Raw genomic sequence first — 23,898 nt, 5'->3', positions numbered from 1 at the left:
TCACGCCTCCTTCGTCTCGACGGGGGCGGAGGGACGGCGGGTGCGGCGCAGCGGCGGCTGGGCACCCAGGCTCTTCGGGTCGAGGCCGGACCACTTGTGGCCGTTCGCGAAGAAGGGGCGACGGGCCAGCAGGGTCAGGAGCGGCTTGGTGAAGAGGAAGACCACGACCACGTCGAGCAGTGTGGTCAGACCGAGCGTGAAGGCGAAGCCGCGGACCTTGCCGACGGTGACGATGAACAGCACCGCGGCGGCGAGAAACGACACGAAGTCGGAGACCAGGATGGTGCGCCGGGCGCGCGGCCAGGCCCGCTCGACGGCGGGGCGCAGGGTGCGGCCCTCGCGGATCTCGTCACGGACGCGTTCGAAGTAGACGATGAACGAGTCCGCCGTGATGCCGATCGCGACGATGGCACCGCACACGGCCGGCAGGTTCAGCGCGAAGCCGATGGCCGGGCCGAGCAGGGCCATCAGCGTGTAGGTGAGGGCGGCGGAGACCATGAGCGAGAGGATCGCGACGAACGACAGACCGCGGTAGTAGGCCAGCAGGTAGACGACGACCAGCGCGAGGCCGATCGCGCCGGCGATCAGACCGGCGTGCAGCTGGTCACCGCCCAGGGCTGCGGTCACGGTCGTCATGCTGTCGACCTTGAAGGTCAGCGGCAGGGCGCCGTAGCTCAGCATGTTGGACAGTTCCTGGGCGGACTGCTGGTTGAAGTTGCCGGAGATCTCGGCGTTGCCGCCGGTCAGGGCCTGCCGGACGGACGGATCGGAGACCACGTCGCCGTCCAGGACGATCGCGAACTGGTTCTGCGGCGGCTGGTTCTGGGCCAGCTTGCCGGTGATGTCGCCGAACTTCTTGGCACCTGCGTCCGTGAAGTCCATCGTGACCGTCCAGCCGGCACCGGTCTGGGTGTTCAGGACGGCCTGGGCCTTGTCGACGTCCGTGCCGTCGACCTCGGCGGGGCCGAGGATGTACTTCTGCCACTGGCCCCCCGAGTTCTTGCCGCAGGCCAGGGTGGGCTGGGAAGCCTTGACGCCGTCGCCCACGGTGGAGCGGGTCTTGGTGTCCGTGCAGTCGAGCTTGGCGTACTTCGCCTGCAGCGCGTTCGCATCGGCCTGGGCGCTGCCGTCGCTCGCCGACGGGGAGGGGCTGGACTCGGGCTTGTCCGAGGCACTCGCGGACGGCGTGGCGTCGGCCTTCAGCCCGTCGGTGACCGCGCGGCCCTGGGTGGTGGGCGTGGCGGACGGGGAGGCGGAGTTCTTCTCGGTGGCCTCGGGCTTGCCGGACGGCTTGCCCGAGGGGCTGCCGGAGGGGCTCGGGGAGGGGCTGGCCGCGCCCTTGCCGCCGGAGACCTCGGTGGCGATGACCGGACGGAAGTAGAGCTTGGCGGTGGTGCCGACCTGCTTGCGGGCCTGCTCGGAGTTGGTCCCCTTGGGGATGTTCACGACGATGTTGTCGCGGCCCTGTGTCTGGACCTCGGCCTCGGAGACGCCCAGACCGTTGACGCGGCGCTCCATGATGGAGACGGCCGTGTCCATGTTGGTCTTGTTGATCGCCGACTCGTTGCCGGCCTCGGGGACCGCGCGGAGCGTGATGCTCGTACCACCGGCCAGGTCGATGCCCAGACGCGGTTTCGTGTGTCCCGAGGCGAACATTCCACCGGTGAGCGCCACGATGGCGATCAGGATCAGGGCCAGCGAGCGCCCCGGCTTGCTCTGGGCGCTCGCGTTCCTGCCCTTTTTAGGTGTGGCCACCTTCTCGTACTCCCTCTCGGGCCACCTCGCTCCTCATCGGCGGACGGGCGGCCATGACATGGTGTCGGGATTCCGTGCGAGCTGGGCGTGTCCCGGGGTGCGCGGGCCTGGCCCGCGCACCCCGGGACACGACTACTTCGCCTCGGAGTCGCCGTCGGTCTTCTTCGGCTCTGCGTCCGTCTTCGCGTCGGTCGCCTCGTCGGCCGGCTCATCGGCCGTGTCCTTCTTGCCGAGGTCGACGGCCTTGTCGTCAGCGGGGGCGTCGGCGGCGGAGTCGCCGGTCCCGGTGAGGGAGGAGGCGTCGTCCGGGACGAGGTCGGCGTCGGACTTCAGGTCGTGCTCGATGCCGTGGACGATGCGGTTGTACTCGTCGTCCGTGAGCACGGCGCCGATGGCGTTCTTGGCGAAGAGGAGCTCGACGCCGGGACCGGCGTCGACGAGGACGGTGTCCTCGTTGACCTCCTTGACCGTGGCGTACATGCCCCCGATGGTGCGGATGCCGCTGCCGGGCTGCATTTGGTTCCGCATCTCCACGGCCTGCTGCTGCTTCTTCTTTGCCGATCGGGTCATCAGGAACATGGCCCCGATGAGCACGATGAACGGGAGGAGGGTCAGGAGACTCACGGGTCGGTACTTCCTTCACACGACCGCGCTGTGAGCGGCCAGATGGTTGGGGGTGTGTACGCCGCCGTCAAAGGCGGCATCGGCGGAGTCTAAGCGAGTCCGCGCGCATGGAACAACGCTCAGCATGGCACCGGGGTTCCTGGTCCGGCCAGTGACCTCGCCGTGGCCTGGGCGCCCCGGAGCCGTGACGGCCCCGTCACGCCCCGAACAGGTCCTGTTGTCCGTTTCCGGTGGCCTGGGAGCGTGGCGGGGTGAGGCCGAGATGCGCCCATGCGGCGGGCGTGGCGACCCGGCCGCGGGGGGTGCGGGCCAGCAGTCCCTCCCGTACGAGGAAGGGCTCTGCGACCTCCTCCACGGTCTCACGTTCCTCTCCCACCGCGACAGCGAGCGTGGAGAGGCCGACCGGGCCGCCGCCGAACAGCTTGAGCAGCGCTTCCAGCACACCCCGGTCGAGGCGGTCGAGACCGCGGGCGTCCACCTCGTACACCGCGAGGGCGGCCGCCGCGATGTCCCTGGTGATCAGCCCGTCGGCCTTGACCTGCGCATAGTCGCGGACGCGACGCAGCAGGCGGTTGGCGATGCGCGGCGTGCCGCGGGAGCGTCCGGCGATCTCGGCGGCGCCCTCCGGCCGGACCTCGACCTCCAGGAGACCGGCCGAGCGGTGGATGACCCGCTCCAGTTCGGCCGGTTCGTAGAACTCCATGTGTGCGGTGAAGCCGAACCGGTCGCGCAGCGGCGGGGGCAGCAGGCCGGCCCGGGTGGTCGCGCCGACCAGGGTGAAGGGGGGCAGCTCCAGGGGAATGGCCGTGGCCCCGGGGCCCTTGCCGACGATGACGTCGACGCGGAAGTCCTCCATGGCCATGTACAGCATCTCCTCGGCGGGCCGGGACATGCGGTGGATCTCGTCGAGGAAGAGCACCTCGCCCTCCTGGAGGGAGGAGAGGATCGCGGCGAGGTCGCCGGCGTGCTGGATCGCGGGGCCCGAGGTGATGCGGATCGGGGCGCCCATCTCGGCCGCGATGATCATCGACAGGGTGGTCTTGCCGAGGCCCGGGGCGCCGGACAGCAGCACGTGGTCGGCCGTGGCCCCGCGCGCGCGTGCGGCGCGCAGCACGAGGTCGAGTTGCTCGCGGACCTTCTCCTGGCCGATGAACTCGTCCAGGTCCTTGGGGCGCAGGGCTGCCTCGACGGCCTGGTCCTCACGGTCGGCGACAGAGTCCACCAGCCGCTCGCCGGCGGTGGTGTCGGTCGTGTCGTCCCAGTTCATGGATGTGCCTCAGAGGGTCGTGGATCAGCGGGCTCGGTTCAGTGTCTGCAGGGCCGCCTTCAGTAGCTGCCCCACCTGTGGCGTGCCCTCGACGGCCTCGGCCTGCGGGCTCACGGCGGCGACGGCCTCGTCGGCCTCCCGGGTCGCGTAGCCGAGGCCGATCAGAGCCGCGTGCAGCTGGTCGCGCCAGCCGGTGCTGACCGGTGCGCCGACGGCGGGTGCTCCGACCGGTGCGCCGAGCCGGTCCTTCAGCTCCAGGAGCAGCTTCTGGGCCCCCTTCTTCCCGATGCCGGGGACGGCCGTGAGGGCCTTCTCGTCGCCGGTGGCGACGGCCCGGCGCAGCGCGTCCGGGCTGTGCACGGCCAGCATCGCCTGGGCGAGTCTCGGTCCGACGCCGCTCGCGGTCTGGAGCAGCTCGAAGACCTGCCGCTCGTCGTCGTCCGCGAACCCGTACAGGGTGAGGGAGTCCTCGCGGACGACCAGGGACGTGTGCAGCTTGGCGGGCTGGCCCATGCGGAGCGTCGACAGCGTGTTCGGCGTGCACTGGACGGCCATGCCGACGCCGCCGACCTCGACGACCGCGGCGTCCGGGGCGAGCGCGGCCACTGTGCCGCTGACGAAGGCGATCATGCCGTCCGGCCTTTCGGTGTGGGTGCGGTGTGCAGGGCGACGGCCTGCTGGAGTCGGTTCTGGGCGGGGGCGCGCCAGATGTGGCAGATGGCGAGAGCGAGGGCGTCGGCGGCGTCGGCGGGCTTGGGCGGGGCGCTGAGCCGGAGCAGGCGGGTCACCATGGCGCCGACCTGTGCCTTGTCGGCCCGGCCGCTGCCGGTGACGGCGGCCTTGACCTCGCTCGGGGTGTGCAGCGCCACGGGGATCCCGCGGCGGGCGGCGCAGAGCATGGCGACGGCGCTGGCCTGGGCGGTGCCCATCACCGTACGCACGTTGTGCTGGCTGAAGACGCGTTCCACGGCGACGCATTCCGGCCGGTGCTCGTCGAGCCACTGCTCGATGCCCTGTTCGACCGCCACGAGGCGGTGGCCGAGGTCGGCGTCGGCGGGTGTGCGGACGACTCCGACGCCGATCATCGTGAGCGGCCGTCCGGCGACGCCCTCGACCACGCCGACACCGCACCGGGTCAGTCCCGGGTCCACCCCCAGTACGCGCACGCGCCCTCCCTTTCGCTCACCTGTTTGTGCAGGCTATCGGGTGCCACCGACAACGCGACGGGCCGACGGGGTGTGTCCCGTCGGCCCGTCGACCCGGTGGAGTCCGGAAATGCGGAGTCCGGAGTTACGCGTCGACCTTCTCCATGACCTCGTCGCTCACGTCGAAGTTGGCGAAGACGTTCTGCACGTCGTCGCTGTCCTCGAGCGCGTCGATCAGCTTGAAGATCTTCTTGGCGCCCTCCTCGTCCAGTTCGACCTGGACGGACGGCACGAAGCTGGAGTCGGCGGAGTCGTAGTCGATGCCGGCGTCCTGGAGGGCGGTGCGGACCGCGACCAGGTCGGTGGCCTCGCTGATGACCTCGAAGGACTCACCGAGGTCGTTGACCTCCTCGGCGCCCGCGTCCAGGACGGCCGTGAGGACGTCGTCCTCGGTCAGCTCGCCCTTGGGGACGATGACGACGCCCTTGCGGCTGAACATGTACGACACCGAGCCCGGGTCGGCCATCGAGCCGCCGTTGCGGGTCATGGCGACGCGGACGTCGGAGGCGGCGCGGTTGCGGTTGTCGGTGAGGCACTCGATGAGCACGGCCACGCCGTTCGGGCCGTAACCCTCGTACATGATCGTCTCGTAGTCGGCGCCGCCGGCCTCGAGACCGCCACCACGCTTGATCGCGGAGTCGATGTTCTTGTTCGGGACCGACTGCTTCTTGGCCTTCTGGACGGCGTCGTAGAGCGTCGGGTTGCCCTCGAGGTCGACGCCGCCCATCCGCGCCGCGACCTCGATGTTCTTGATCAGCTTCGCGAAGAGCTTGCCGCGCTTGGCATCGATGACGGCCTTCTTGTGCTTCGTCGTGGCCCATTTAGAGTGGCCGGACATCTGCCTGTCTCCTTCGCGTAACCCATCTCAGCAACGAACGCAGGAATCCTACAAGGACTCCGCTGTCCGGTTCCCCCGCACCATGTCGACGAACAGGGCGTGCACGCGGTGGTCGCCGGTCAGTTCCGGGTGGAACGACGTGGCCAGCGCGGTGCCCTGGCGGACCGCGACGATGTGGCCGTCGTGCTCGGCGAGCACCTCGGCCCGGGCCCCGACGGACTCCACCCAGGGGGCCCGGATGAAGACGCCCTCGACAGGATCGCCCTCGATGCCGCGGATGTCGACGGCCGCTTCGAAGGACTCGTTCTGCCGTCCGAAGGCGTTGCGGCGCACGATCATGTCGATGCCGCCGATGGTCTCCTGGCCCGAGCGCGGGTCGAGGATCTTGTCGGCGAGCATGATCATGCCGGCGCAGGTGCCGTAGACGGGCATACCGTTGCGCACGCGCGCGCGAAGGGGCTCCATCAGGCCGAACAGGACGGCCAGCTTGGAGATGGTGGTGGACTCGCCGCCGGGGAGGACGAGGCCGTCCACCTCGGCGAGCTCTTCGGGGCGCCGCACCGGCCTGGCCACGGCATCGGCCGCGGCCAGGGCGACGAGGTGCTCCCGTACGTCGCCCTGGAGGGCCAGGACGCCTATGACGGGGATGTCGCTCATGGATTCCTGTGCCTTACCAGCCGCGGTTGGCGTAGCGCTCGGCCTCGGGGAGGGTGTCGCAGTTGATGCCGACCATGGCCTCGCCGAGGTTGCGGGAGGCGTCGGCGACGATCTTCGGGTCGTCGTAGAAGGTGGTGGCCTTCACGATGGCGGCGGCGCGCTTGGCCGGGTCGCCGGACTTGAAGATGCCGGAGCCGACGAAGACGCCCTCGGCGCCGAGCTGGCGCATCAGGGCCGCGTCGGCCGGGGTGGCGACACCGCCGGCGGAGAACAGCACCACGGGGAGCTTGCCGAGCTCGGAGACTTCCTTGACCAGCTCGTACGGGGCGCGCAGCTCCTTGGCGGCGGCGTACAGCTCGTTGTTGTCGTAGCCGCGCAGGCGGGCGATCTCGTTCTTGATCTGGCGCAGGTGGCGGACGGCCTCGACGACGTTGCCGGTGCCGGCCTCGCCCTTGGAGCGGATCATCGCCGCGCCCTCGGCGATGCGGCGCAGGGCCTCGCCGAGGTTGGTGGCGCCACAGACGAACGGGGTGGTGAAGGCCCACTTGTCGGAGTGGTTGACCTCGTCGGCCGGGGTGAGGACCTCGGACTCGTCGATGTAGTCGACGCCGAGGGACTGCAGGACCTGGGCCTCGACGAAGTGGCCGATGCGGGACTTGGCCATGACCGGGATGGAGACGGCGTCGATGATGCCCTCGATCATGTCCGGGTCGGACATGCGGGCCACGCCGCCGTCCTTGCGGATGTCGGCCGGGACCCGCTCCAGGGCCATGACGGCCACGGCGCCCGCGTCCTCGGCGATCTTCGCCTGCTCCGGGGTGACGACGTCCATGATGACGCCGCCCTTGAGCTGCTCGGCCATGCCGCGCTTCACTCGGGCGGTACCGGTCTCGGGAGCCTGGTTTTCGGAGATGGACACGGGTGACCTCGCTGAGGGGAAAGGGGATTTCTGCAGCACTGAGGAAACGTGAGAGAACCAGGCCACAGCAAGGGCCAATGTGAACGCCGTGGATCCTTTTTGCGACGGACGGCCGGAAAGCGACGGGTGGACGGTTCAGGCGGCCCGGTCCACCAGGGCCGCCGGAGGCTCGTCGTCCATCTCGAAGGCCATCGGGAAGGGCGCGTGACCGGCCAGGCGGAACCAGCGCACCTTGCGATGCCGGCGCAGGGCCCGGGCCGCCCGTACGGCGTCGTTGTGGAAACGCCGGGCCATCGGCACCCTGCGGACCGCCTCGGTGAGTTCCCGGGCCGCCTCCTCTCCCCCGGGTGCCTCTCGCACCGCCTCCACCTGCGGGGCCTCTCCGAAGACGGCCCGCAGCGCCTGGCTCAGTTCGCTCTCGGCGACTTCCCGCTGGTCCTCCTCGGCCTGTCGGGCGGCGTGTGCGGCCTCGTACAGCACGATCGAGGCGGCCGGGTCCAGGACTCCCGAGGTCGCCAGTTCCTGCGCGACCGAGGCCCGGCGCAGCAGCTGCGCGTCCAGGGCGGCCCGCGCGGCGTCGATCCGGGCGTGGAGACGGTCGAGCCGGCCTGCGGTCCAGCTCAGGTAGAGCCCGATCGCGACCAGGGCGACGGCGATCCAGATGAGAGTGGTGGTCACGGGCGGCAAGGCTAGCGGCACGGGCACTCTCGCCGTTCACCCCCCGGCCCGGGGCCGGCCGCAGCCGGCCCGGCATCAGTCCCGGGCGAACCCCAGCCGCCCCCACAGGCCCGTCGCCCGCTCGTCCTCGGCCACCGCCGCCGCTCCCGCCGTGACCGTCTCGTAGACGGACAGGATGTCCGCGCCGACGGTCGACCAGTCGAAGCGCCGCACGTGGGCACTCCCCCGCTCCCGCAGCTCCGCCCGCCGCTGCGGGTCGGCCAGGAGCCGTACGGCCGCCTCGGCCAGGGCGTCGGCGTCCTCGTTGGGGAACAGCTCGCCGGCCGACCCGCGGTCCAGGACCTGGGCGAAGGCGTCCAGGTCGGAGGCGAGGACGGGGGCCCCGGCGGACATGGCCTCGACGAGGATGATGCCGAAGCTCTCACCGCCGGTGTTGGGCGCGACGTACAGGTCGACGCTGCGCAGGAAGCGGGCCTTGTCCTCGTCGCTGACCATGCCGAGGAACTCGACGCGCGAGCGCAGCTCGGCCGGCAGGGACTCCACGGCCTCCTCCTCGTCACCGCGTCCGGCGACCAGCAGCCGGGTCTGCGGACGCGCGGCGAGGATCGCGGGCAGGGCCCTCATCAGCACCGGGAGTCCCTTGCGGGGCTCGTCGATACGCCCTATGAAGCCGATCGTTTCGCCCTGCCACTCGGCCTTGGGCTCGGCGTCGGCGAAGAAGTCGACGTCGACGCCGTTGGGGATCACGACCGCGTCGCCGCCGAGGTGCTCCACCAGGGTGCGGCGGGCGTACTCGCTCACCGCGATGCGGGCGCTGATCTTCTCCAGGGCGGCCTGGAGGATCGAGTACGCGGCGATCATCGCGCGCGAGCGCGGGTTGGACGTGTGGAACGTGGCGACGATCGGCCCCTGGGCGGCCCAGCAGGTCAGCAGGCCCAGCGACGGCGAGGTCGGCTCGTGGATGTGGATCACGTCGAACGCGCCGTCGTGCAGCCAGCGGCGCACCCGGGCCGCGCTCAGGAAACCGAAGTTCAGCCGGGCCACCGACCCGTTGTACGGCACCGGCACCGCGCGTCCGGCCGAGACCACGTACGGCGGCAGCGGGGTGTCGTCGTCGGCCGGGGCCAGGACGGACACCTCGTGGCCGAGGCGGATGAAGTACTCGGCGAGGTCACGGATGTGGAACTGCACGCCGCCCGGTACGTCCCAGGAGTACGGGCAGACGATACCGATTCTCACGGGCGCCCCTTCGCGGGGTCGAGGTCCGCGAGCCACAGGCGCTGCAGCATGTGCCAGTCCTCCGGATGGTCGGCGATACCCGTGGCGAAGGCGTCGGCCAGCGCCTGTGTCATGACGGATGTCTTCTCGGCGCGTGTGCCCGGCTCGGGGACCTCGACGGGCGGGTGGACGCGGCCCTGCATCACGGGCGAGTCGTCGTACCAGAGGGTGACGGGCAGCAGCAGGGCGCCGGTCTGCTGGGCGAGCAGGGCGGGTCCGGCCGGCATGCGCGCCGTGGCGCCGAAGAAGTCGACCTCGACGCCGGAGGCGGACAGGTCGCGGTCGGCGACCAGGCAGACCAGTCCGCCGTCGCGCAGCCGGCGGGCCAGGGTGCCGAAGGCGGTGCCGCCGCTGTGCGGCAGGACCTCCATGCCGAGGCCCTCGCGGTAGGCGACGAAGCGGTCGTAGAGCGTCTCGGGCTTCAGGCGCTCGGCGACCGTGGTGAAGGGGATGCCGAGTCTCGTGGTGACCCAGGCGCCGGCGAGGTCCCAGTTGGCGAGGTGCGGCAGCGCGAGTATGACGCCCTTGCCTGCGGCCATGCCCTCGGTGAGGTGGTGCAGGTCCTTCGGCTCGAAACCGCCCTTGATCCGCTCCTTGCTCCAGGCGGGGAGGCGGAAGGACTCCATCCAGTAACGCAGGTAGGAGCGCATGCCCGCGCGGGACAGTTCGGCGAGACGCTCGGGGCTCGCACCGGGCACCACACGCGCGTAGTTGCTCTCCAGGCGCTGCACGCCCTTGCCGCGCTGCTTCCAGGCCAGGTCGGCGATGGTGCGGCCGAGCCGTGCGGCGGCCGGCTCGGGGAGCTTCTTGACCGTGCCCCAGCCGAGGCCGTACAGCGCGTCCGTCAGCCGGTCCTGAGCGCTCACGTGGCCGCCTCGCTCCCGTGAGAGGCGTTCTGCTGCTCGTCCTCATTGTCCTGCCCGTCCGCCGTGGCCGCCGCGGCCTCGGCCTCCGCGGACTCCCGGCGGACCGTGACGACCCGCTGGACGAGCGTGACGAGGCTGCCCACGGCGACGATCCACAGGGCGACGGGCAGCAGGTACTGGATGCCGGGCACGCCGAACTTGTGCAGGCCCGCGAGCCCCGCCGCGACCAGGGAGATCACCAGCCGCTCGGCCCGCTCGACGAGCCCGTTGACCGCCACCGGCAGGCCGATCGACTCGCCCCGGGCCTTGGTGTACGACACCACCTGCCCGCTGGCCAGACAGAAGATCGAGACGGCGCACAGGACGAGGTCGTCGCCCCCTCCTGCGTACCAGAGGATGAAGCCGCCGAAGATCGCGCCGTCGGCGACCCGGTCGAGCGTGGAGTCCAGGAAGGCGCCCCAGCGGCTGGAGCGGCCCAGTTGCCGGGCCATGTTGCCGTCGACGAGGTCGGAGAACACGAACAGCGTGATCACGACCGTGCCCCAGAAGAACTCGCCCATGGGGTAGAAGACCAGCGCGCCCGCGACCACACCGGCGGTGCCGATGAGCGTGACGGTGTCGGGGCTGACGCCCCGCCGGATCAGAAACGCGGCGAACGGTGTGAGGACACGCGTGAAGAATGCACGCGCGTACTTGTTCAGCATGGCCTTCCCGAGGGTCGGTGTCGCCGTCTGGCCCCTGCTGGCCACCGGCTGGCCCATCGTAGTCACGCGCGCGCGTGGGCGAGGGCCGGGCACCCGGACCCCTTTCGGGGGAACCCTCGAGCCCCTGGTGGGCGGCGCGCCCACGTCGTTCGTATGGACGCGCCGTGACGGGAGTGGGAAGGTCGAATGACCGCGGGCGTCGCCGGAGCCGCACCGCACGCGGGCTCCGCGTGTCCGCGCCCACAGTGACCTCACCGTGCACGGGAGGCAGGATCATGGGCGACAAGGCACAGACACACCCTGGGGCCGCCGGCAGGGCACGAGCGGCCGACCACCCTCGCTCCGTACGGAATGTGGTGCTGGTCGGCCACTCCGGATCGGGCAAGACCACATTGGTGGAGGCCCTCGCACTCACGGCGGGGGCGGTGAACCGGGCGGGTCGCGTGGAGGACGGCGGCACCGTCTCCGACTACGACGACATCGAGCACCGGCAGCAGCGCTCGGTGCAGCTCTCCCTGGTGCCCGTCGAGTGGGACGGCATCAAGGTCAATCTCCTCGACACCCCCGGATACGCCGACTTCGTCGGTGAGCTCAGGGCCGGTCTGCGCGCGGCGGACGCGGCCCTCTTCGTCGTCTCGGCCTCGGACGGCGTGGACGGCTCGACCCGCATGGTGTGGGAGGAGTGCGCGGCCGTGGGCATGCCCCGGGCCATCGTCGTCACGCACCTGGAGTCGGCGCGTTCCGACTTCGAGGAGATGACACGGACCTGCGCGGAGGCCTTCGGCGCGGACGATCCCGACGCGGTCCTGCCGCTCTACCTGCCGCTGCACGGCCCCCAGGCTCCCGACGGGCACGCGCCCGTGACCGGGCTGATCGGCCTGCTGTCGCAGAAGCTGTTCGACTACTCGGCCGGCGAGCGCAAGGAATCCGAGCCGGGCGAGGACCAGCTGCCGCTGATCGAGGAGGCCCGCAACCGGCTCATCGAGGGGATCATCTCCGAGAGCGAGGACGAGACCCTCATGGACCGCTACCTCGGCGGGGAGCCGATCGACGTCGCCACGCTCATCGAGGATCTGGAGCGGGCCGTCGCGCGAGGCGTCTTCTTCCCCGTCCTGGCCGCCGCCCCCGCGGGTGAGGGAGCCCGGCAGGGGCTCGGCACCCTGGAGCTGCTGGAGCTGATCACGCGGGGTTTCCCCACGCCACTGGAGCACGAGAGGGTGCAGGTCACGACCATCGACGGCAAGCCGCGCGAGCTCAAGCCGTGCGACCCGGGCGCTCCGCTGGTCGCGGAGGTCGTGAAGACCTCCTCCGACCCGTACGTCGGCCGGCTGTCGCTGATCCGGCTGTTCTCCGGCACCCTGCGCGCCGATCAGACGGTCCACGTCTCCGGGCACGGGCTGGCCGACCGGGGGCACGAGGACCACGACGTCGACGAGCGGATCGGCGCCCTGTCCACGCCGTTCGGCAAGCAGCAGCGCCCGGTGTCGCACGTCATCGCGGGTGACTTGGCCTGCGTGGCGAAGCTGGGCCGCGCCGAGACCGGCGACACCCTGTCCGCCAAGGACGACCCGCTGCTCATGGAGCCGTGGCAGATGCCCGACCCGCTGCTGCCGCTGGCCATCCGGGCGCACAGCAAACCGGACGAGGACAAGCTCTCCCAGGGCCTGGCCCGGCTGGTGGCCGAGGACCCGACGATGCGGCTCGAACAGAACCAGGACACCCACCAGGTGGTGCTGTGGTGCCTGGGCGAGGCGCACGCCGACGTTGCCCTGGAGCGGCTGCGCAGCCGGTACGGCGTCCAAGTCGACGTCGTGCCGCACCGGGTGTCGCTGCGCGAGACGTTCGCGACCAGGTCGGCCGGCCGGGGCAGGCACGTCAAGCAGTCCGGCGGGCACGGGCAGTTCGCCATCTGCGAGATCGAGGTCGAGCCGCTGCCCGGCGGGTCCGGCATCGAGTTCGTCGACAAGGTCGTCGGCGGCGCGGTGCCCCGGCAGTTCATCCCGTCGGTGGAGAAGGGCGTGCGCGCTCAGGCGGCCAGGGGAGTCGCTGCCGGGTACCCGCTCATCGACGTACGGGTGACCCTCCTCGACGGCAAGGCGCACTCGGTGGACTCCTCCGACGCCGCGTTCCAGACGGCCGGAGCGCTGGCGCTGCGGGAGGCCGCGGCCGGCGCGAGGATCCATCTGCTGGAGCCGGTGGCCGAGGTGTCGGTGCTGGTCGGCGACGACTTCGTGGGTGCCGTGATGAGCGACCTGTCGGGGCGGCGCGGGCGGGTGCTGGGCACCGAGCAGACCCCCGGCGGGCGCACGCTGATCCGGGCCGAGGTGCCCGAGATCGAGATCGGCCGGTACGCGATCGACCTGCGGTCGATGGCGCACGGCACGGCGGGGTTCAGCCGGCGGTACGCGCGGCACGAACCGATGCCGCAGCAGGTCGCGGACCGGGTGCGCGAAGAGGAGCGCGTGGCCTCGTAGTCGGCGCCGGGCGCCACCACGTTCCCTCCTGGGGGCTTCTCTCCGCCGGGGCGGGCGGCTTGACGGGCCGCCCGCCCCGCTCTCCGGCACGGGCGGATACGCTGATGACCTGATCAACAGGTGTGCGGAGCGCGGAAGTCGGGAAGGCCGCAGATGCGGATGCGGCAGCGATGGGGGCGGCAGTGACGGACGGATTCGACTTCAGCCCGGGGGCTCAGGTACCCCTCGCGGGTGCGAGCGGCCAGACGGCGGCGACCTACGCGCTGGCGGCGGCGGCCTACCGGGACGACGAGGTCACCAAGATCCTGGCCGCCGACAACGAGTGGCACCAGTCGAAGGTGACCCCGCCGCGCTCCTGGGCGAAGATCTTCCGCCCCAGGCTGGGCGAGGCCTTCTCCCGCGCGGTGATCGACCGGATGCTGGGTGCCGAGCGCAAGCCGGTCATCCAGTCCTTCGGCATCGAGCCCCAGGTCGTCGTGGAGCACTGCCTGGCGGCCCACCGCATCCGCCGCGACCGCGACAACCGCCTGTCGGCGGTCACGGTGATCTGCGGGCTGCTGTTCCTGCCGGGCTTCCTCGTGTGGCTGCTGGTGTTCACCCTGCGCACCACCATGGCCAAGCGCGAGGACAAGCGTGCGGGTGCCCTCGCGACGACGCTGCTGGTCGCCGTGGGCGCACTGGCCGTGCTGTTCCTGCTGCGCATGCCGTTCACGGGATTCTGGGCCCTGTACGGGCGCGCGGCGGTGATCATGCCCGTCGTGGGCTGGTTCTGGGCCAAGCACATCTGCGAGCGGACCGCCCGGGACCTGCGGGAGCGCTGGGCGAGCCTGCTGTCGGGCGGCGGTGTCGGCGCCAAGATCCCCGAGGCCGTCCCCGGCAACCCCGGTGACGCCGCCGAGCAGGTCCGCAAGGAGCTGGCCCGCCTCGCGGCCGAGCAGCGTTCCAACTCGGTCTTCTACGCCGGTCCCAAGGGCATACTCGGCATGGGCACGCGGTGGGGCAGCTGGCAACTGGCCGAGGAACTGGTATCGGCCGAGCCGGGCAAGGACTTCCACCCGTTCCGCAGCTGGGACGTCATCGTGGCGATCCAGGGCGGCCTCGGCATGCTGGAGCGTACGTCCATCAACACCGGCGGTTTCCCCAAGCCGTCCATCACGCACTGGGTCGTCACGCCGATCGGCGAGAAGGCGACGGAGGTGTCCCGGCCGAGCGGCACGGACGTCGACGCGTACACGGTCCGGACGCACGCCATCCAGGACATCTGCAACAAGCAGCAGTTCGGCAGCGGCGACCGGCACTACCTGGGCGTCCAGTGGACCCTGTGGGACGGCCACCTGGTGATCACGATGCTGATCACGGTGACCGTGCTGCACGACACGCTGCGCATCGAGGTCACCGGGCACGCGCTGGGGCCGGTGAACTCCCTGTTCAACGAGAAGCCCGCCGCCAAGGAGAAGACGGTCCAGAAGTCGTTCAAGTTCTGGGAGACCCGCACGGTCAAGCTCCCGCTGATCGACGCCGACGAGGTGGTACGGCTGGCCGCGCGCGCCCCGCTGACCTGGTATCCGCCGGTGCTCAACTGGCTCGGCGGCAGCCTGACGCTGCCGGAGCCGTTCGGCCTGCGGCACGCGTGGGCCGACCAGCCGTGGCGGCACCGCTTCATGGCCGACGACGCGCTGCGGGCGGCCACGCCGGTGCTGCGGGTGGTGCATACGGCGGCCCTGAAGGTGCTGCGGGAGAACGGCGTGGACGTGGAGAAGTTCGGGTCCAGGTCGGCGGCGCTCAGCGGGGCGGTGCAGGAGGCTTCGCCGAAGAAGGCGGACGTCTACGACGCCTAGTCGGTGAGGTGTCCGGCGTTGGTGCTGGGGCACGGGTGGGTGCGCGGCCCGGCGCCGCGGGGTGCCGCCGCGCCCGCCCTCCCCCAAGCTCTCGGCTTCGCTCGAGCAGGGGGGGACCCCCACCGCCCCGGGCGGCACGCATGCCCGCGGTTCATGACGGCCAGGCGTCCGCCAGCATCTTCCTTGTGTCGGCCAGGAGCTGTGGCAGCACCCGCGTGTGTCCCACCACCGGCATGAAGTTCGTGTCCCCGCCCCAGCGCGGCACGATGTGCTGGTGCAGGTGTGCGGCGATGCCGGCGCCGGCGACCGTGCCCTGGTTCATGCCGATGTTGAAGCCGTGGGCGCCGGAGGCCGTGCGCAAGGCCGTCATCGCCTGCTTGGTGAGTTCGCCGAGCTCGGCTGTCTCCCCCGCGGTGAGGTCGGTGTAGTCGGCGACGTGCCGGTAGGGCACGGTCATCAGGTGGCCGCCGTTGTACGGGTAGAGGTTGAGCACCGCGTAGACCTGCTCGCCGCGCCGGACGACGAGCCCGTCCTCGTCGGACTTGGCCGGGATCGAGCAGAAGGGGCAGCCGTCGCCGGCGCCCGGGCCGGTGGGCTTGTTCTCGCCCTGGATGTAGGCCATCCGATGGGGCGTCCACAGACGCTGGAACGCGTCCTGCGTCCCTACTCCCAGCTGCTGCTCCGGCTCACTCGTCATGCAGTGCAGCATATGGCGTCGACCTGGGGGGACGGCAAAGGCCCCCGGGTCTCCCCGGGGGCCTACGCACCGTGTGATCAGACCTGGGCGCGTTCCTCGACGACCTTGAGGATCTTCGCGATGGCCTCGTCGAAGGGGATGCCGTTCTCCTGCGAGCCGTCGCGGTAGCGGAAGGACACGGACTCGTGGGACATGTCCTCGTCGCCCGCGATGACCATGAAGGGCACCTTCTGCTTCTGGGCGTTGCGGATCTTCTTCTGCATGCGGTCGGAGGAGGAGTCGACCTCGACGCGCAGACCCTTCTTCTTGGCCGCGGCGGCGAACTTCTCCAGATACTCCACGTGCGCGTCGCCGATCGGGATGCCGACGGCCTGGACCGGTGCCAGCCAGGCCGGGAAGGCACCCGCGTAGTGCTCCAGGAGCACCGCGAAGAACCGCTCGATGGAGCCGAACAGCGCGCGGTGGATCATGACGGGGCGCTGCTTGGAGCCGTCGGCGGAGGTGTACTCCAGGTCGAAGCGCTCGGGCAGGTTGAAGTCGAGCTGGATCGTCGACATCTGCCAGGTGCGGCCGATGGCGTCCTTGGCCTGGACGGAGATCTTCGGGCCGTAGAAGGCGGCGCCGCCCGGGTCCGGGACGAGGGGCAGGCCCTGCTTCTCGGCGACCTGGCGCAGCGTCTCGGTGGCCTCTTCCCAGGCCTCGTCCGAGCCGACGAACTTCTCCGGGTCCTTGGTGGACAGCTCCAGGTAGAAGTCGGTCAGGCCGTAGTCGCGCAGCAGGCCGAGGACGAAGGTGAGCGTCTTGTCGAGTTCCTCCGACATCTGCTCGCGGGTGCAGTAGATGTGCGCGTCGTCCTGGGTGAAGCCGCGGGCGCGGGTCAGGCCGTGCACGACGCCGGACTTCTCGTACCGGTACACGGTCCCGAACTCGAAGAGGCGCAGCGGCAGTTCACGGTAGGAGCGCCCGCGCGCGTCGAAGATCAGGTTGTGCATCGGGCAGTTCATGGGCTTGAGGTAGTAGTCCACGCCCTCGTCGAGCTGCATGGGCGGGTACATGCCGTCGGCGTACCAGTCCAGGTGGCCCGAGGTCTCGAAGAGCTTCCCCTTCGTCGCGTGCGGGGTGTAGACGAACTCGTAGCCCTCTTCCTCGTGGCGGCGGCGCGAGTAGTCCTCCATGACCCGGCGGATGATGCCGCCCTTGGGGTGGAAGACGGCGAGGCCGGAGCCGATCTGCTCGGGGACGGAGAACAGGTCCAGCTCGTTGCCCAGCTTGCGGTGGTCGCGCTTCTCGGCCTCGGCGAGGAACTCCAGGTGCGCCTTCAGCTCGTCCTTGGTCGGCCAGGCGGTGCCGTAGATGCGCTGGAGCATGGGGTTCTTCTCGCTGCCGCGCCAGTAGGCGGCCGCGTTGCGCATCAGCTTGAACGCCGGGATGGCCCGGGTCGACGGCAGGTGGGGGCCTCGGCAGAGGTCCTTCCAGCACAGGTCGCCGGTCTTGGCGTCCAGGTTGTCGTAGATCGTCAGCTCACCGGCGCCGACCTCGACGTCCGCGCCGTCGTCGGACGAGGCGGAGCCCTTGAGGCCGATCAGCTCCAGCTTGTAGGGCTCGTCGGCCAGTTCCTCGCGGGCGGCCTCGTCGGTCACCACACGGCGGGAGAAGCGCTGCCCCCGCTTCTGGATCTCCTGCATCTTCTTCTCGATGGCCTTGAGATCCTCGGGCGTGAACGGCTTCTCGACGTCGAAGTCGTAGTAGAAGCCGTCCTTGACGGGCGGGCCGATGCCGAGCTTGGCCTCGGGGTGGAGCTCCTGCACGGCCTGGGCCATGACGTGCGCGGTGGAGTGGCGCAGGATGTTGAGGCCGTCCTCGGAGGAGATCTCGACGCCCTCGACCTCGTCGCCCTCGGACAGGGTGTACGACAGGTCCTTGAGCTCGCCGGCCACGCGCGCGGCGATGATCGAGCGCTCGCCGGCGAAGAGCTCGGCGGCCGTAGTGCCCGTCGTCACCACGCGTTCTTCCCGCTCGGAATCGCGCTGGATGATCACACGGACGTCTGACACCGGTCTCTCCTGACTGAAGGGGGCTGCGGCGCCATACCCGAGCGCGCGCACGAGTAAGGATCGTACCGACCCGGGGCCGCCCGACGCGAAATCGTTCCCGCCCGGCCCCCGCCGCAGGCTCGGTCCGTCCCCTCGGCAGGGGTCGTCAGTCCCCTTCGCAGGCCCCTTCGAAGAAGTCGAGGTTCTCGTGGAGCTCCTTCATCAGGCGGTCCCGTTCGGCGTCGTCGACCTGGACCGGGACGACACCATGGGCGCCGGTGAGGCGGCGGAACCCGCTCCGGCTCTCCAGCCGCCCCTGCACCCGGACCGGAAGTCCCACGAGATGGGCGTGCCCGGCGATCCGGTACGCGTCCTCGTCGAGGGTGATCCGGACGTTCGGCACGTCGGCCCCGGCCAGGACGCGCAGCCGTACGGTGCCCTCGCCGCGCGGCCCGGACCGGCGCAGCCGGACCACCGCTCCCGTGAGCCGCACCGGCACCGCGGGTTCCTCACGCAGGTAGCGGGCGCCCGCCTCGCGCAGCACGGCCAGGTCGCCGGGCGAGAACTCGACCGGCTCGGCAGAGGGGGCGCACCCCTCGGGTACCCCGGCCGCCGGGGCCCACTCGACGGCGATCCGGGCGCCCTCCGTGCCCTGGACGAGGGTCACCAGGGCCTCGGTGAGCTCGTGGCTCACTCCTGCCCCGACAGCGGTGTCGAAGCCGTCCATGCCGCCGGTGGCCCGCTGGTAGTCGATGGCCTCCCGGGCGGCGAACAGCGCCTGGTGGAGGCGTACGGCCAGGGGGCGGCCGCCGGCGACCGGCACGAACGCGGTGAGCCGGCCGTCGGTGGCGGAGCCGACGAGGACGTTCTCCAGGGCCGCGGCGGCGGTACGGCGGTGACGGGCACCGTGGTAGCCGGCCCGGGCGCGGGTGGCGAGGGCCGCGGCGAGCAGCATCCGGCGGGCGGCGCCGCGCAGCCGGTCCTCGACGGTCCAGGACGCGGCTCCGGCGGGCCCCGCGGGGACGTCGTGCCACCAGCGGATCTCGTCGCTGGGCACGGCGAGGGAGACGAGGACCTCACGGGCGGAGGGCGAGCCGCTGCGGGACAGGGCGAGCAGGGCCTCGCCGAGCAGCTCGTCGCTGTCGGGGAAGGCACGGCTCTCCGGCACCAGGAGGCTGGTGCCGCTGCCTCCGGGGCCGGGCGGGGTCCAGCGGCCGTAGCGTCCGGGCGCGCCGCCGCGCCGCTGCCAGCCGTGCCGGCGCAGCAGGGCGCCCAGCACGGCCGGGTCGGTGCCGGCGGGCTCGGGCGGCTCGGGCGTCGAGCCGCTCCGTGTGGTGCCGACGGGATGCGGCCGGACCTGCCTCAGCGGCTCCTCGGTCGGGCGGTGCGTCACGGTTTCCCTCCCGTCCCGACCCGCGTCATGATCTCGCACAGGGCCCGGTCGTCGAAGATGCGTGAGGTCGGTATCCGCACCGTGGTGCGGCGGCGGCCGGTGATGGGCTGTCCGGCGAGATTGGTCCAGTAGCAGCAGTGCCGCAGATCCAGCCGGTCGTGGCCGGCGCGCAGCCAGTCGTCCTGTGAGCGCGGCACCAGCATCACCACGAGGATCTTGTGCACCGACACGGGTGTGCGGGCGAGCTTCGCCAGGTGGTCGTTGTCGAGGGTGAAGGAGAAGGTGCGGCCGGGCGGATTGGGCGGCACCTGATAGGTGGCCTTGAGCTGCACCTTGATGGTGACCTCGTCGTCGACCGTGTGCCCGGGGGCGCTGTGGCTGACGTGCCAGTCGATGCCGTTGTCGGGAAAGGGCTGGGACAGTGAGCAGCCCGCGGCGGCCGCGACGGCGTGCAGATAGCCGACCTGCAGTGTCTCCATGCAGGCGGTGGTGGCGAGGGTGCCGCGGGAGGGAGCCGTGCGCTCGGGCAGCAGCCCGCCCCGTTCGGGCTGCGCAATGGCCATGGCCAACAGCCTTCCAGAACCAGTGTTTCCCCGTGGCGGGCCGCTGAACTGCGACGACCCGTACTCCTGTTGTCTCCGTCCGGCGTACGGCGCAAACAGCACGGGTATCACCGAATCGGGCAGCGGACGGTGCGTCAACTGCCGAAGGTGACGGAGGGGTTGTGGGGCCGATGACGACGTGCTGGTACGAGGGGCCGCTGGCCGCCTTCGACACGGAGACGACGGGCGTGGACGTCGAGACCGACCGGATCGTGTCGGCCGCCGTGGTCGTCCAGGATGCGCCGGGCATCCGGCCGCGGGTGAGCCGCTGGCTGGTGAACCCGGGGGTGCCGGTGCCGGCCGAGGCGACGGCGGTGCACGGGCTGACGGAGGAGCACCTGCAGCGCAACGGCCGTTGGCCGGCGCCGGTGATGTACGAGATAGCGCAGGCGCTGGCCGAGCAGGCGCACGCCGGGCGGCCGGTCGTGGTGATGAACGCGCCGTTCGATCTCACTCTGCTCGACCGGGAGTTGCGCCGCCACCGCGCCTCGGCGCTCGGCCGCTGGTTCGAGGCGGCGCCGCTGTCCGTGCTGGACCCGCGGGTTCTGGACAAGCACCTGGACCGCTACCGCAAGGGCCGCCGCACGCTGACCGATCTGTGCGCGCACTACGGCGTGGCTTTGGAGGGCGCGCACGACGCGGCGGCCGACGCCGTGGCGGCGCTGGAGGTCACCCGGGCGGTGGGCCGCCGGTTCGCGTCCCGGCTGGAGCGTCTCGCCCCGGGTGAGCTGCACACCCTGCAGGCGGTGTGGCACGCGGCGCAGGCGCGGGGCCTGCAGGCGTGGTTCGCGCGCAGTGGTGTGGACGAGGTGGTCGACCCGGCCTGGCCGCTGCGCCCGGACCTGCCGGCCGCGGCCTGAGATCCTGTCTCCGGAGCGCCCGGGGCATGAAAAAACCGGTCCGTCTGCGACGGACCGGCCGTTTCCGGTGGGCGATACTGGGTTCGAACCAGTGACCTCTTCGGTGTGAACGAAGCGCTCTCCCACTGAGCTAATCGCCCGGGAACGCACTGAACCATACAGGTCCCGGCACGCTTCCTTCAAACCGCCCGGAGATGCCGGCTCAGTCCGCACCGCCCGGACCGCATCATCAGCGCGTGATTGGCGCGGAAGAGGGGCCGTCCCGGTACGGCGAGGCGTCGCAGCAGCGGCTTGTGCACGCTGACGACCTGGTCGTAGCGCGCGAGACTGCCGTTCCCGTGCGGTGTGACGGTCCAGCGCGCCCAGCCCTCGATGTCCCCGGACAGGGCCGTCTCGAGCACCCCGGCCGCGGGGTCGCGCCGCACCTCCCGCGCTCTGAAGGTCATGTCGTACGGCAGGAGGGAGCGGATGCGGATCACCCCGGTGGTGTCGTCGAGCCGGATCACCTCTCGGACCTGGCGCCACCAGAGGGGATAGTTTTCGGGGCGTTGCAGCACCTCGTACACCGTGGCGGGCGGTGCGGGCAGGGGCCACAGGCTGCGGAAGCGGTAGTGGTTCCAGTCCATGCCCGCAGTGTGCCCACTTCAGGACGGGAACCGGCTGAGTACGCGCCTGAGTATCCGCACTCATGCCCGGCACGGTGACGCGGACCACACTGCCTGCCATGACGCACCTTCCGCCTCCGGCCGAGGAACTGCGGTTCCTCGACGCCGAACTGAGGCAACTGGACGCCCGCCGGGCCCAGTTGCTGACTCGCCGCGCCTGGCTGGTCGCGGCTCTGCAGCAGACGGGGCAGCCGTCGCGGCGCTGGGCGCACCCGCGGACGCCGTCCGCCACCGCGCCCCGCCCCGAGGCCGCCGCGCCCAGCGTGCAGAACGTGCTGCTGGTCCTCGGCGGTGTCCTGCTCACCCTCGCGGCGGCGGTGTTCACCCTGGTCAGCTGGGGGGACATGGGGACCGCGGGGCGGGCCCTGGTGCTCGGCGCGGTCACGCTGGCCACGCTCACCGCACCCGTGGCCCTGCTGAAGCGCGGGCTGCGGTCGACGGCCGAGTCGGTGACGGGTCTCGGGCTCGCCCTGACCGTCCTGGACGCGTACGCGCTGCACACGGCCGCCCTCGCCGGGACGGACGGGATGGGGTACGCGGCCGCGGCGACGGCGGTACTGGCCCTGATCTGGACGGCGTACGGCCTGCTGCCGGTCACATCCGCGCTGCGCCTCCCCGGGCCCTGCGCTCTGGCGGCGGCCCAGTTCCCGCTGCTGCTGGGGGCCTTGGCCGCCGACGCGGGGCCGTATCCGATGGCGGCCGCGCTGCTGGTGACGGCCGGTCTCGACGCGGTCGCACTGGTGCTGCTGCCGGCCGGGGTGCCGCGGGTCGCCGCCGTCGTGGGTGCGTACGGTGTCGGCGGCTGGGGTGTTGTGGGTGCCGGCTGGCTGTCCCTGACGGCGGACGGCCCGGTCGACGCTTCGCGCGCCGCGTCGCTGCTCCTGCTCGCCACGGCGATCGCCGTGGGTTCGGCCCTGCGAGGGCCGGGTGCCGGGCATGCCCTCGGCCTCGCGATCACGGCCGGGCTGCTCGTCGTGGGGGCGCTCGGTGGGGTGGCGCGTTCCGGGCTGCCGTCGCAGTGGGCGGTTCCGGCCCACCTGGTCGTCGCTATCGCCCTGTTGGCGGCCGTACGCCTCGAACGCGTGCCGGGCGCGATGCGGCGGGGTCTCGCCTGGGCCTCCGGTGCCGTGCAGGCCCTGGCCGTGCTGTGGACACTGCCCGTCGTGGCCGTGGTGCTGCTGGGGCCGGCCGGATGGCTGGGCCGGGTGTGGGGCGGGGCGCCGTCGGACGCCCGTGCCGCGGTGGTCGTCGATGTTCCCTGGCCGCCGCACGCGGCCGTGGCTCCGGTGGTGCCGGTGGCCGTGGCGGCCGTGCTCGCCCTGGTGGTCCGTGGGCAGGTGTGGCGTTCCCGGGCCCGGCTCGGCGCCCTCGGCCTCCTGTGGGCCACGGCGCTGATCCTTCCGGCGGTCCTGGAGATTCCGTATGCCGTCGGCATGCTGGTGCTGGGCGTCATGACGGCGGCCGCGCTGGCCGCGTGCCGGGTCACGGCGGCGGCGGCGCAGGTCACGGCTCTTGTCCTCGCCCTGGTCACGGCCGCCGGTCTCACGCTGGTCTCCCTCGCGTCCCAGTCGGCGACCCTGGTGGTGCTGTCCGCCCTGACGACGTTGTTCGCCGTGGCCTCGTGGCGGGCGGACGTCTCGCCGTTCACGGCTCCGGCGGCTCTCGTGCACGCCGCCGCGCTGGCTTCGGCGTCGGGTGCCGCGGCGGACTGGCCGACGGCCCGAACCGCCCTGGCGGTCCTGGCGGTTGCGGCTGCCGCAGCCGTGCTGGCGGCGCGTCTCGGTGAGTCGCGGGCGACGGTGCCCGTCGAGGCCGTGGGAGCCGCCGTCGGTCTCCTGGCCGTGGCGCTGGCCGTCACCGACCCGCCGATGCTCGCCCTGGTGCTGGCCCTGTGCGGGGTGATCGCCGCGGGCACGGCCCTGCGTGCCGGGCGCCGTCCCGTCGGCTACGCGGCCACGGCCCTGTTCGTGCTGGCCGCCTGGGTCCGGCTGGCCGCCTGGGACGTCGGTACGCCCGAGGCGTACACCCTGCCGGTGACCGTCCCGGCGCTGCTGGTCGGAGCCCTGCGCCGGCGCCGCGACCCGCAGACCTCCTCCTGGACGGCGTACGGAGCCGGGCTCGCCGCGACGCTCCTGCCCAGCCTGGTCGCGGCCTGGACCGATCCGCAGTGGACGCGGCCGCTGCTGCTCGGCGGCGCGGCACTGCTGGTCACCCTGCTGGGGGCCCGGCACCGCCTGCGGGCACCGCTGGTGCTCGGCGGCTCGGTGCTGACCCTGGTCACCCTGCACGAACTCGCGCCGTACGTCGTGCAGGTGACGGGGGCCCTCCCCCGCTGGGCACCCCCCGCCCTCGCCGGCCTCCTGCTGCTCGCCCTCGGCGCGACGTACGAGCAGCGGATCCGGGACGTCCGGCGGGTTCGGGAGGTGCTGGGGAGCATGGAGTAGGAGCACTGAGGCCGTCTCGACCGCGGACAAGTCCCGTGATGTCATACGTTCTCCGACCGGCTGCCGAGACAGCGGCATGCTCGGGCGTGGACGGGGGGCAT

21 protein-coding genes and 1 tRNA gene are annotated in these 23,898 nt (G+C 71.7%); 4 read left to right on the top strand and 18 right to left on the bottom strand.

Annotated elements, in window-relative coordinates; genetic code table 11:
- The 12 genes from secD to pgsA form a co-directional block, all read right to left on the bottom strand.
- Positions 1-1,755 carry a protein translocase subunit SecD gene (gene secD, locus ADK65_RS03500; protein WP_053668293.1) on the bottom strand — a complete coding sequence of 585 codons (1,755 nt, stop codon included), beginning with the start codon at positions 1,753-1,755 and terminating at the stop codon, positions 1-3.
- Positions 1,756-1,887: 132 nt separating this feature from the next.
- On the bottom strand, positions 1,888-2,379 hold the full coding sequence (yajC, locus tag ADK65_RS03495; protein ID WP_053668292.1) for a preprotein translocase subunit YajC: 492 nt from the start codon (positions 2,377-2,379) through the stop codon (positions 1,888-1,890).
- Between the two features lie 196 nt (positions 2,380-2,575).
- Positions 2,576-3,646 (bottom strand): Holliday junction branch migration DNA helicase RuvB, encoded by a 1,071-nt coding sequence (gene ruvB / locus ADK65_RS03490; protein WP_053668291.1) that lies wholly within the window; start codon positions 3,644-3,646, stop codon positions 2,576-2,578.
- 24 nt (positions 3,647-3,670) lie between these two features.
- Positions 3,671-4,276: a Holliday junction branch migration protein RuvA gene (ruvA, locus tag ADK65_RS03485; RefSeq protein ID WP_053668290.1), complete on the bottom strand. Its 606-nt coding sequence runs from the start codon at positions 4,274-4,276 to the stop codon at positions 3,671-3,673.
- Positions 4,273-4,812 carry a crossover junction endodeoxyribonuclease RuvC gene (gene ruvC, locus ADK65_RS03480; protein ID WP_053668289.1) on the bottom strand — a complete coding sequence of 180 codons (540 nt, stop codon included), beginning with the start codon at positions 4,810-4,812 and terminating at the stop codon, positions 4,273-4,275. The genes ruvA and ruvC overlap by 4 nt, the downstream gene beginning before the upstream one ends.
- 124 nt (positions 4,813-4,936) lie before the next feature.
- The gene (locus ADK65_RS03475) at positions 4,937-5,689 is read right to left on the bottom strand and encodes a YebC/PmpR family DNA-binding transcriptional regulator (RefSeq protein WP_003988987.1); all 753 of its coding nucleotides are present in this window, start codon (positions 5,687-5,689) and stop codon (positions 4,937-4,939) included.
- Positions 5,690-5,737: 48 nt separating this feature from the next.
- Complete coding sequence (gene pdxT, locus ADK65_RS03470) at positions 5,738-6,346, bottom strand: pyridoxal 5'-phosphate synthase glutaminase subunit PdxT (protein WP_053668288.1); 609 nt, start codon at positions 6,344-6,346, stop codon at positions 5,738-5,740.
- A gap of 13 nt (positions 6,347-6,359) precedes the next feature.
- Positions 6,360-7,265, bottom strand: a complete 906-nt coding sequence (gene pdxS, locus ADK65_RS03465) for a pyridoxal 5'-phosphate synthase lyase subunit PdxS (RefSeq protein ID WP_053668287.1) — start codon at positions 7,263-7,265, stop codon at positions 6,360-6,362.
- Positions 7,266-7,400: 135 nt separating this feature from the next.
- Positions 7,401-7,943 (bottom strand): hypothetical protein, encoded by a 543-nt coding sequence (locus ADK65_RS03460; protein WP_053668286.1) that lies wholly within the window; start codon positions 7,941-7,943, stop codon positions 7,401-7,403.
- 75 nt (positions 7,944-8,018) lie between these two features.
- Entirely contained in the window at positions 8,019-9,182 is a 1,164-nt protein-coding gene (locus ADK65_RS03455; RefSeq protein ID WP_053668285.1) for a glycosyltransferase family 4 protein, read from the bottom strand.
- The gene (locus ADK65_RS03450; RefSeq protein WP_053668284.1) at positions 9,179-10,087 is read right to left on the bottom strand and encodes a phosphatidylinositol mannoside acyltransferase; all 909 of its coding nucleotides are present in this window, start codon (positions 10,085-10,087) and stop codon (positions 9,179-9,181) included. Before ADK65_RS03450 ends, ADK65_RS03455 begins: the two co-directional genes overlap by 4 nt.
- Positions 10,084-10,848 carry a phosphatidylinositol phosphate synthase gene (gene pgsA, locus ADK65_RS03445; protein WP_063787986.1) on the bottom strand — a complete coding sequence of 255 codons (765 nt, stop codon included), beginning with the start codon at positions 10,846-10,848 and terminating at the stop codon, positions 10,084-10,086. Before pgsA ends, ADK65_RS03450 begins: the two co-directional genes overlap by 4 nt.
- 218 nt (positions 10,849-11,066) lie before the next feature.
- Between pgsA and ADK65_RS03440 the strand changes: the two genes are divergently transcribed.
- Positions 11,067-13,265, top strand: coding sequence for an elongation factor G-like protein EF-G2 (locus tag ADK65_RS03440; RefSeq protein ID WP_053668282.1), 2,199 nt, complete (start codon positions 11,067-11,069; stop codon positions 13,263-13,265).
- A gap of 170 nt (positions 13,266-13,435) precedes the next feature.
- Complete coding sequence (locus tag ADK65_RS03435) at positions 13,436-15,103, top strand: hypothetical protein (RefSeq protein ID WP_053668281.1); 1,668 nt, start codon at positions 13,436-13,438, stop codon at positions 15,101-15,103.
- A 151-nt stretch (positions 15,104-15,254) separates the two neighbouring features.
- Here the strand turns inward: ADK65_RS03435 and ADK65_RS03430 are convergent, their stop codons facing one another.
- The 4 genes from ADK65_RS03430 to ADK65_RS03415 all read right to left on the bottom strand — a co-directional run bounded on the left by ADK65_RS03430 (position 15,255) and on the right by ADK65_RS03415 (position 19,789).
- The gene (locus tag ADK65_RS03430) at positions 15,255-15,812 is read right to left on the bottom strand and encodes an HIT family protein (protein WP_053668280.1); all 558 of its coding nucleotides are present in this window, start codon (positions 15,810-15,812) and stop codon (positions 15,255-15,257) included.
- 65 nt (positions 15,813-15,877) lie between these two features.
- Positions 15,878-17,854 (bottom strand): threonine--tRNA ligase, encoded by a 1,977-nt coding sequence (gene thrS, locus ADK65_RS03425; RefSeq protein ID WP_053668279.1) that lies wholly within the window; start codon positions 17,852-17,854, stop codon positions 15,878-15,880.
- A gap of 145 nt (positions 17,855-17,999) precedes the next feature.
- The gene (locus ADK65_RS03420; protein WP_053668278.1) at positions 18,000-19,226 is read right to left on the bottom strand and encodes a hypothetical protein; all 1,227 of its coding nucleotides are present in this window, start codon (positions 19,224-19,226) and stop codon (positions 18,000-18,002) included.
- Positions 19,223-19,789, bottom strand: a complete 567-nt coding sequence (locus ADK65_RS03415) for a DUF4365 domain-containing protein (protein WP_053668277.1) — start codon at positions 19,787-19,789, stop codon at positions 19,223-19,225. Before ADK65_RS03415 ends, ADK65_RS03420 begins: the two co-directional genes overlap by 4 nt.
- Positions 19,790-19,959: 170 nt before the next feature.
- Between ADK65_RS03415 and ADK65_RS03410 the strand changes: the two genes are divergently transcribed.
- On the top strand, positions 19,960-20,688 hold the full coding sequence (locus ADK65_RS03410; protein ID WP_053668276.1) for a 3'-5' exonuclease: 729 nt from the start codon (positions 19,960-19,962) through the stop codon (positions 20,686-20,688).
- A 68-nt stretch (positions 20,689-20,756) separates the two neighbouring features.
- Here ADK65_RS03410 and ADK65_RS03405 read toward each other — a convergent pair.
- A tRNA-Val gene (locus tag ADK65_RS03405) sits at positions 20,757-20,828 on the bottom strand.
- A gap of 39 nt (positions 20,829-20,867) precedes the next feature.
- Positions 20,868-21,314, bottom strand: coding sequence for an SRPBCC family protein (locus ADK65_RS03400; protein ID WP_053668275.1), 447 nt, complete (start codon positions 21,312-21,314; stop codon positions 20,868-20,870).
- 98 nt (positions 21,315-21,412) lie between these two features.
- On the opposite strand from ADK65_RS03400, the gene ADK65_RS03395 reads away from it, so the two are divergent.
- A complete protein-coding gene (locus ADK65_RS03395) occupies positions 21,413-23,797 on the top strand; it encodes an SCO7613 C-terminal domain-containing membrane protein (RefSeq protein WP_234352784.1) in 2,385 nt (794 codons plus the stop codon).
- Positions 23,798-23,898: the final 101 nt, after the last annotated feature.

Source organism: Streptomyces sp. NRRL B-1140, assembly GCF_001280065.1.
In the GTDB taxonomy this organism is placed as follows: Bacteria; Actinomycetota; Actinomycetes; order Streptomycetales; family Streptomycetaceae; genus Streptomyces.
This window is presented reverse-complemented; position numbering and strand designations above follow the sequence as displayed.

What these genes read in the sequence shown, in the direction of transcription:
- ruvB (WP_053668291.1), bottom strand. Translation starts at nt 3,646, where the DNA reads ATGAACTGGGACGACACGACCGACACCACCGCCGGCGAGCGGCTGGTG.
- ADK65_RS03440 (WP_053668282.1), top strand. Translation starts at nt 11,067, where the DNA reads ATGGGCGACAAGGCACAGACACACCCTGGGGCCGCCGGCAGGGCACGA.
- ADK65_RS03395 (WP_234352784.1), top strand. Translation starts at nt 21,413, where the DNA reads ATGACGCACCTTCCGCCTCCGGCCGAGGAACTGCGGTTCCTCGACGCC.
- pdxT (WP_053668288.1), bottom strand. Translation starts at nt 6,346, where the DNA reads ATGAGCGACATCCCCGTCATAGGCGTCCTGGCCCTCCAGGGCGACGTA.
- ADK65_RS03435 (WP_053668281.1), top strand. Translation starts at nt 13,436, where the DNA reads ATGGGGGCGGCAGTGACGGACGGATTCGACTTCAGCCCGGGGGCTCAG.
- pgsA (WP_063787986.1), bottom strand. Translation starts at nt 10,848, where the DNA reads ATGGGCCAGCCGGTGGCCAGCAGGGGCCAGACGGCGACACCGACCCTC.
- ADK65_RS03475 (WP_003988987.1), bottom strand. Translation starts at nt 5,689, where the DNA reads ATGTCCGGCCACTCTAAATGGGCCACGACGAAGCACAAGAAGGCCGTC.
- ruvA (WP_053668290.1), bottom strand. Translation starts at nt 4,276, where the DNA reads ATGATCGCCTTCGTCAGCGGCACAGTGGCCGCGCTCGCCCCGGACGCC.
- ADK65_RS03400 (WP_053668275.1), bottom strand. Translation starts at nt 21,314, where the DNA reads ATGGACTGGAACCACTACCGCTTCCGCAGCCTGTGGCCCCTGCCCGCA.
- ADK65_RS03415 (WP_053668277.1), bottom strand. Translation starts at nt 19,789, where the DNA reads ATGGCCATTGCGCAGCCCGAACGGGGCGGGCTGCTGCCCGAGCGCACG.
- ADK65_RS03410 (WP_053668276.1), top strand. Translation starts at nt 19,960, where the DNA reads ATGACGACGTGCTGGTACGAGGGGCCGCTGGCCGCCTTCGACACGGAG.
- ADK65_RS03430 (WP_053668280.1), bottom strand. Translation starts at nt 15,812, where the DNA reads ATGCTGCACTGCATGACGAGTGAGCCGGAGCAGCAGCTGGGAGTAGGG.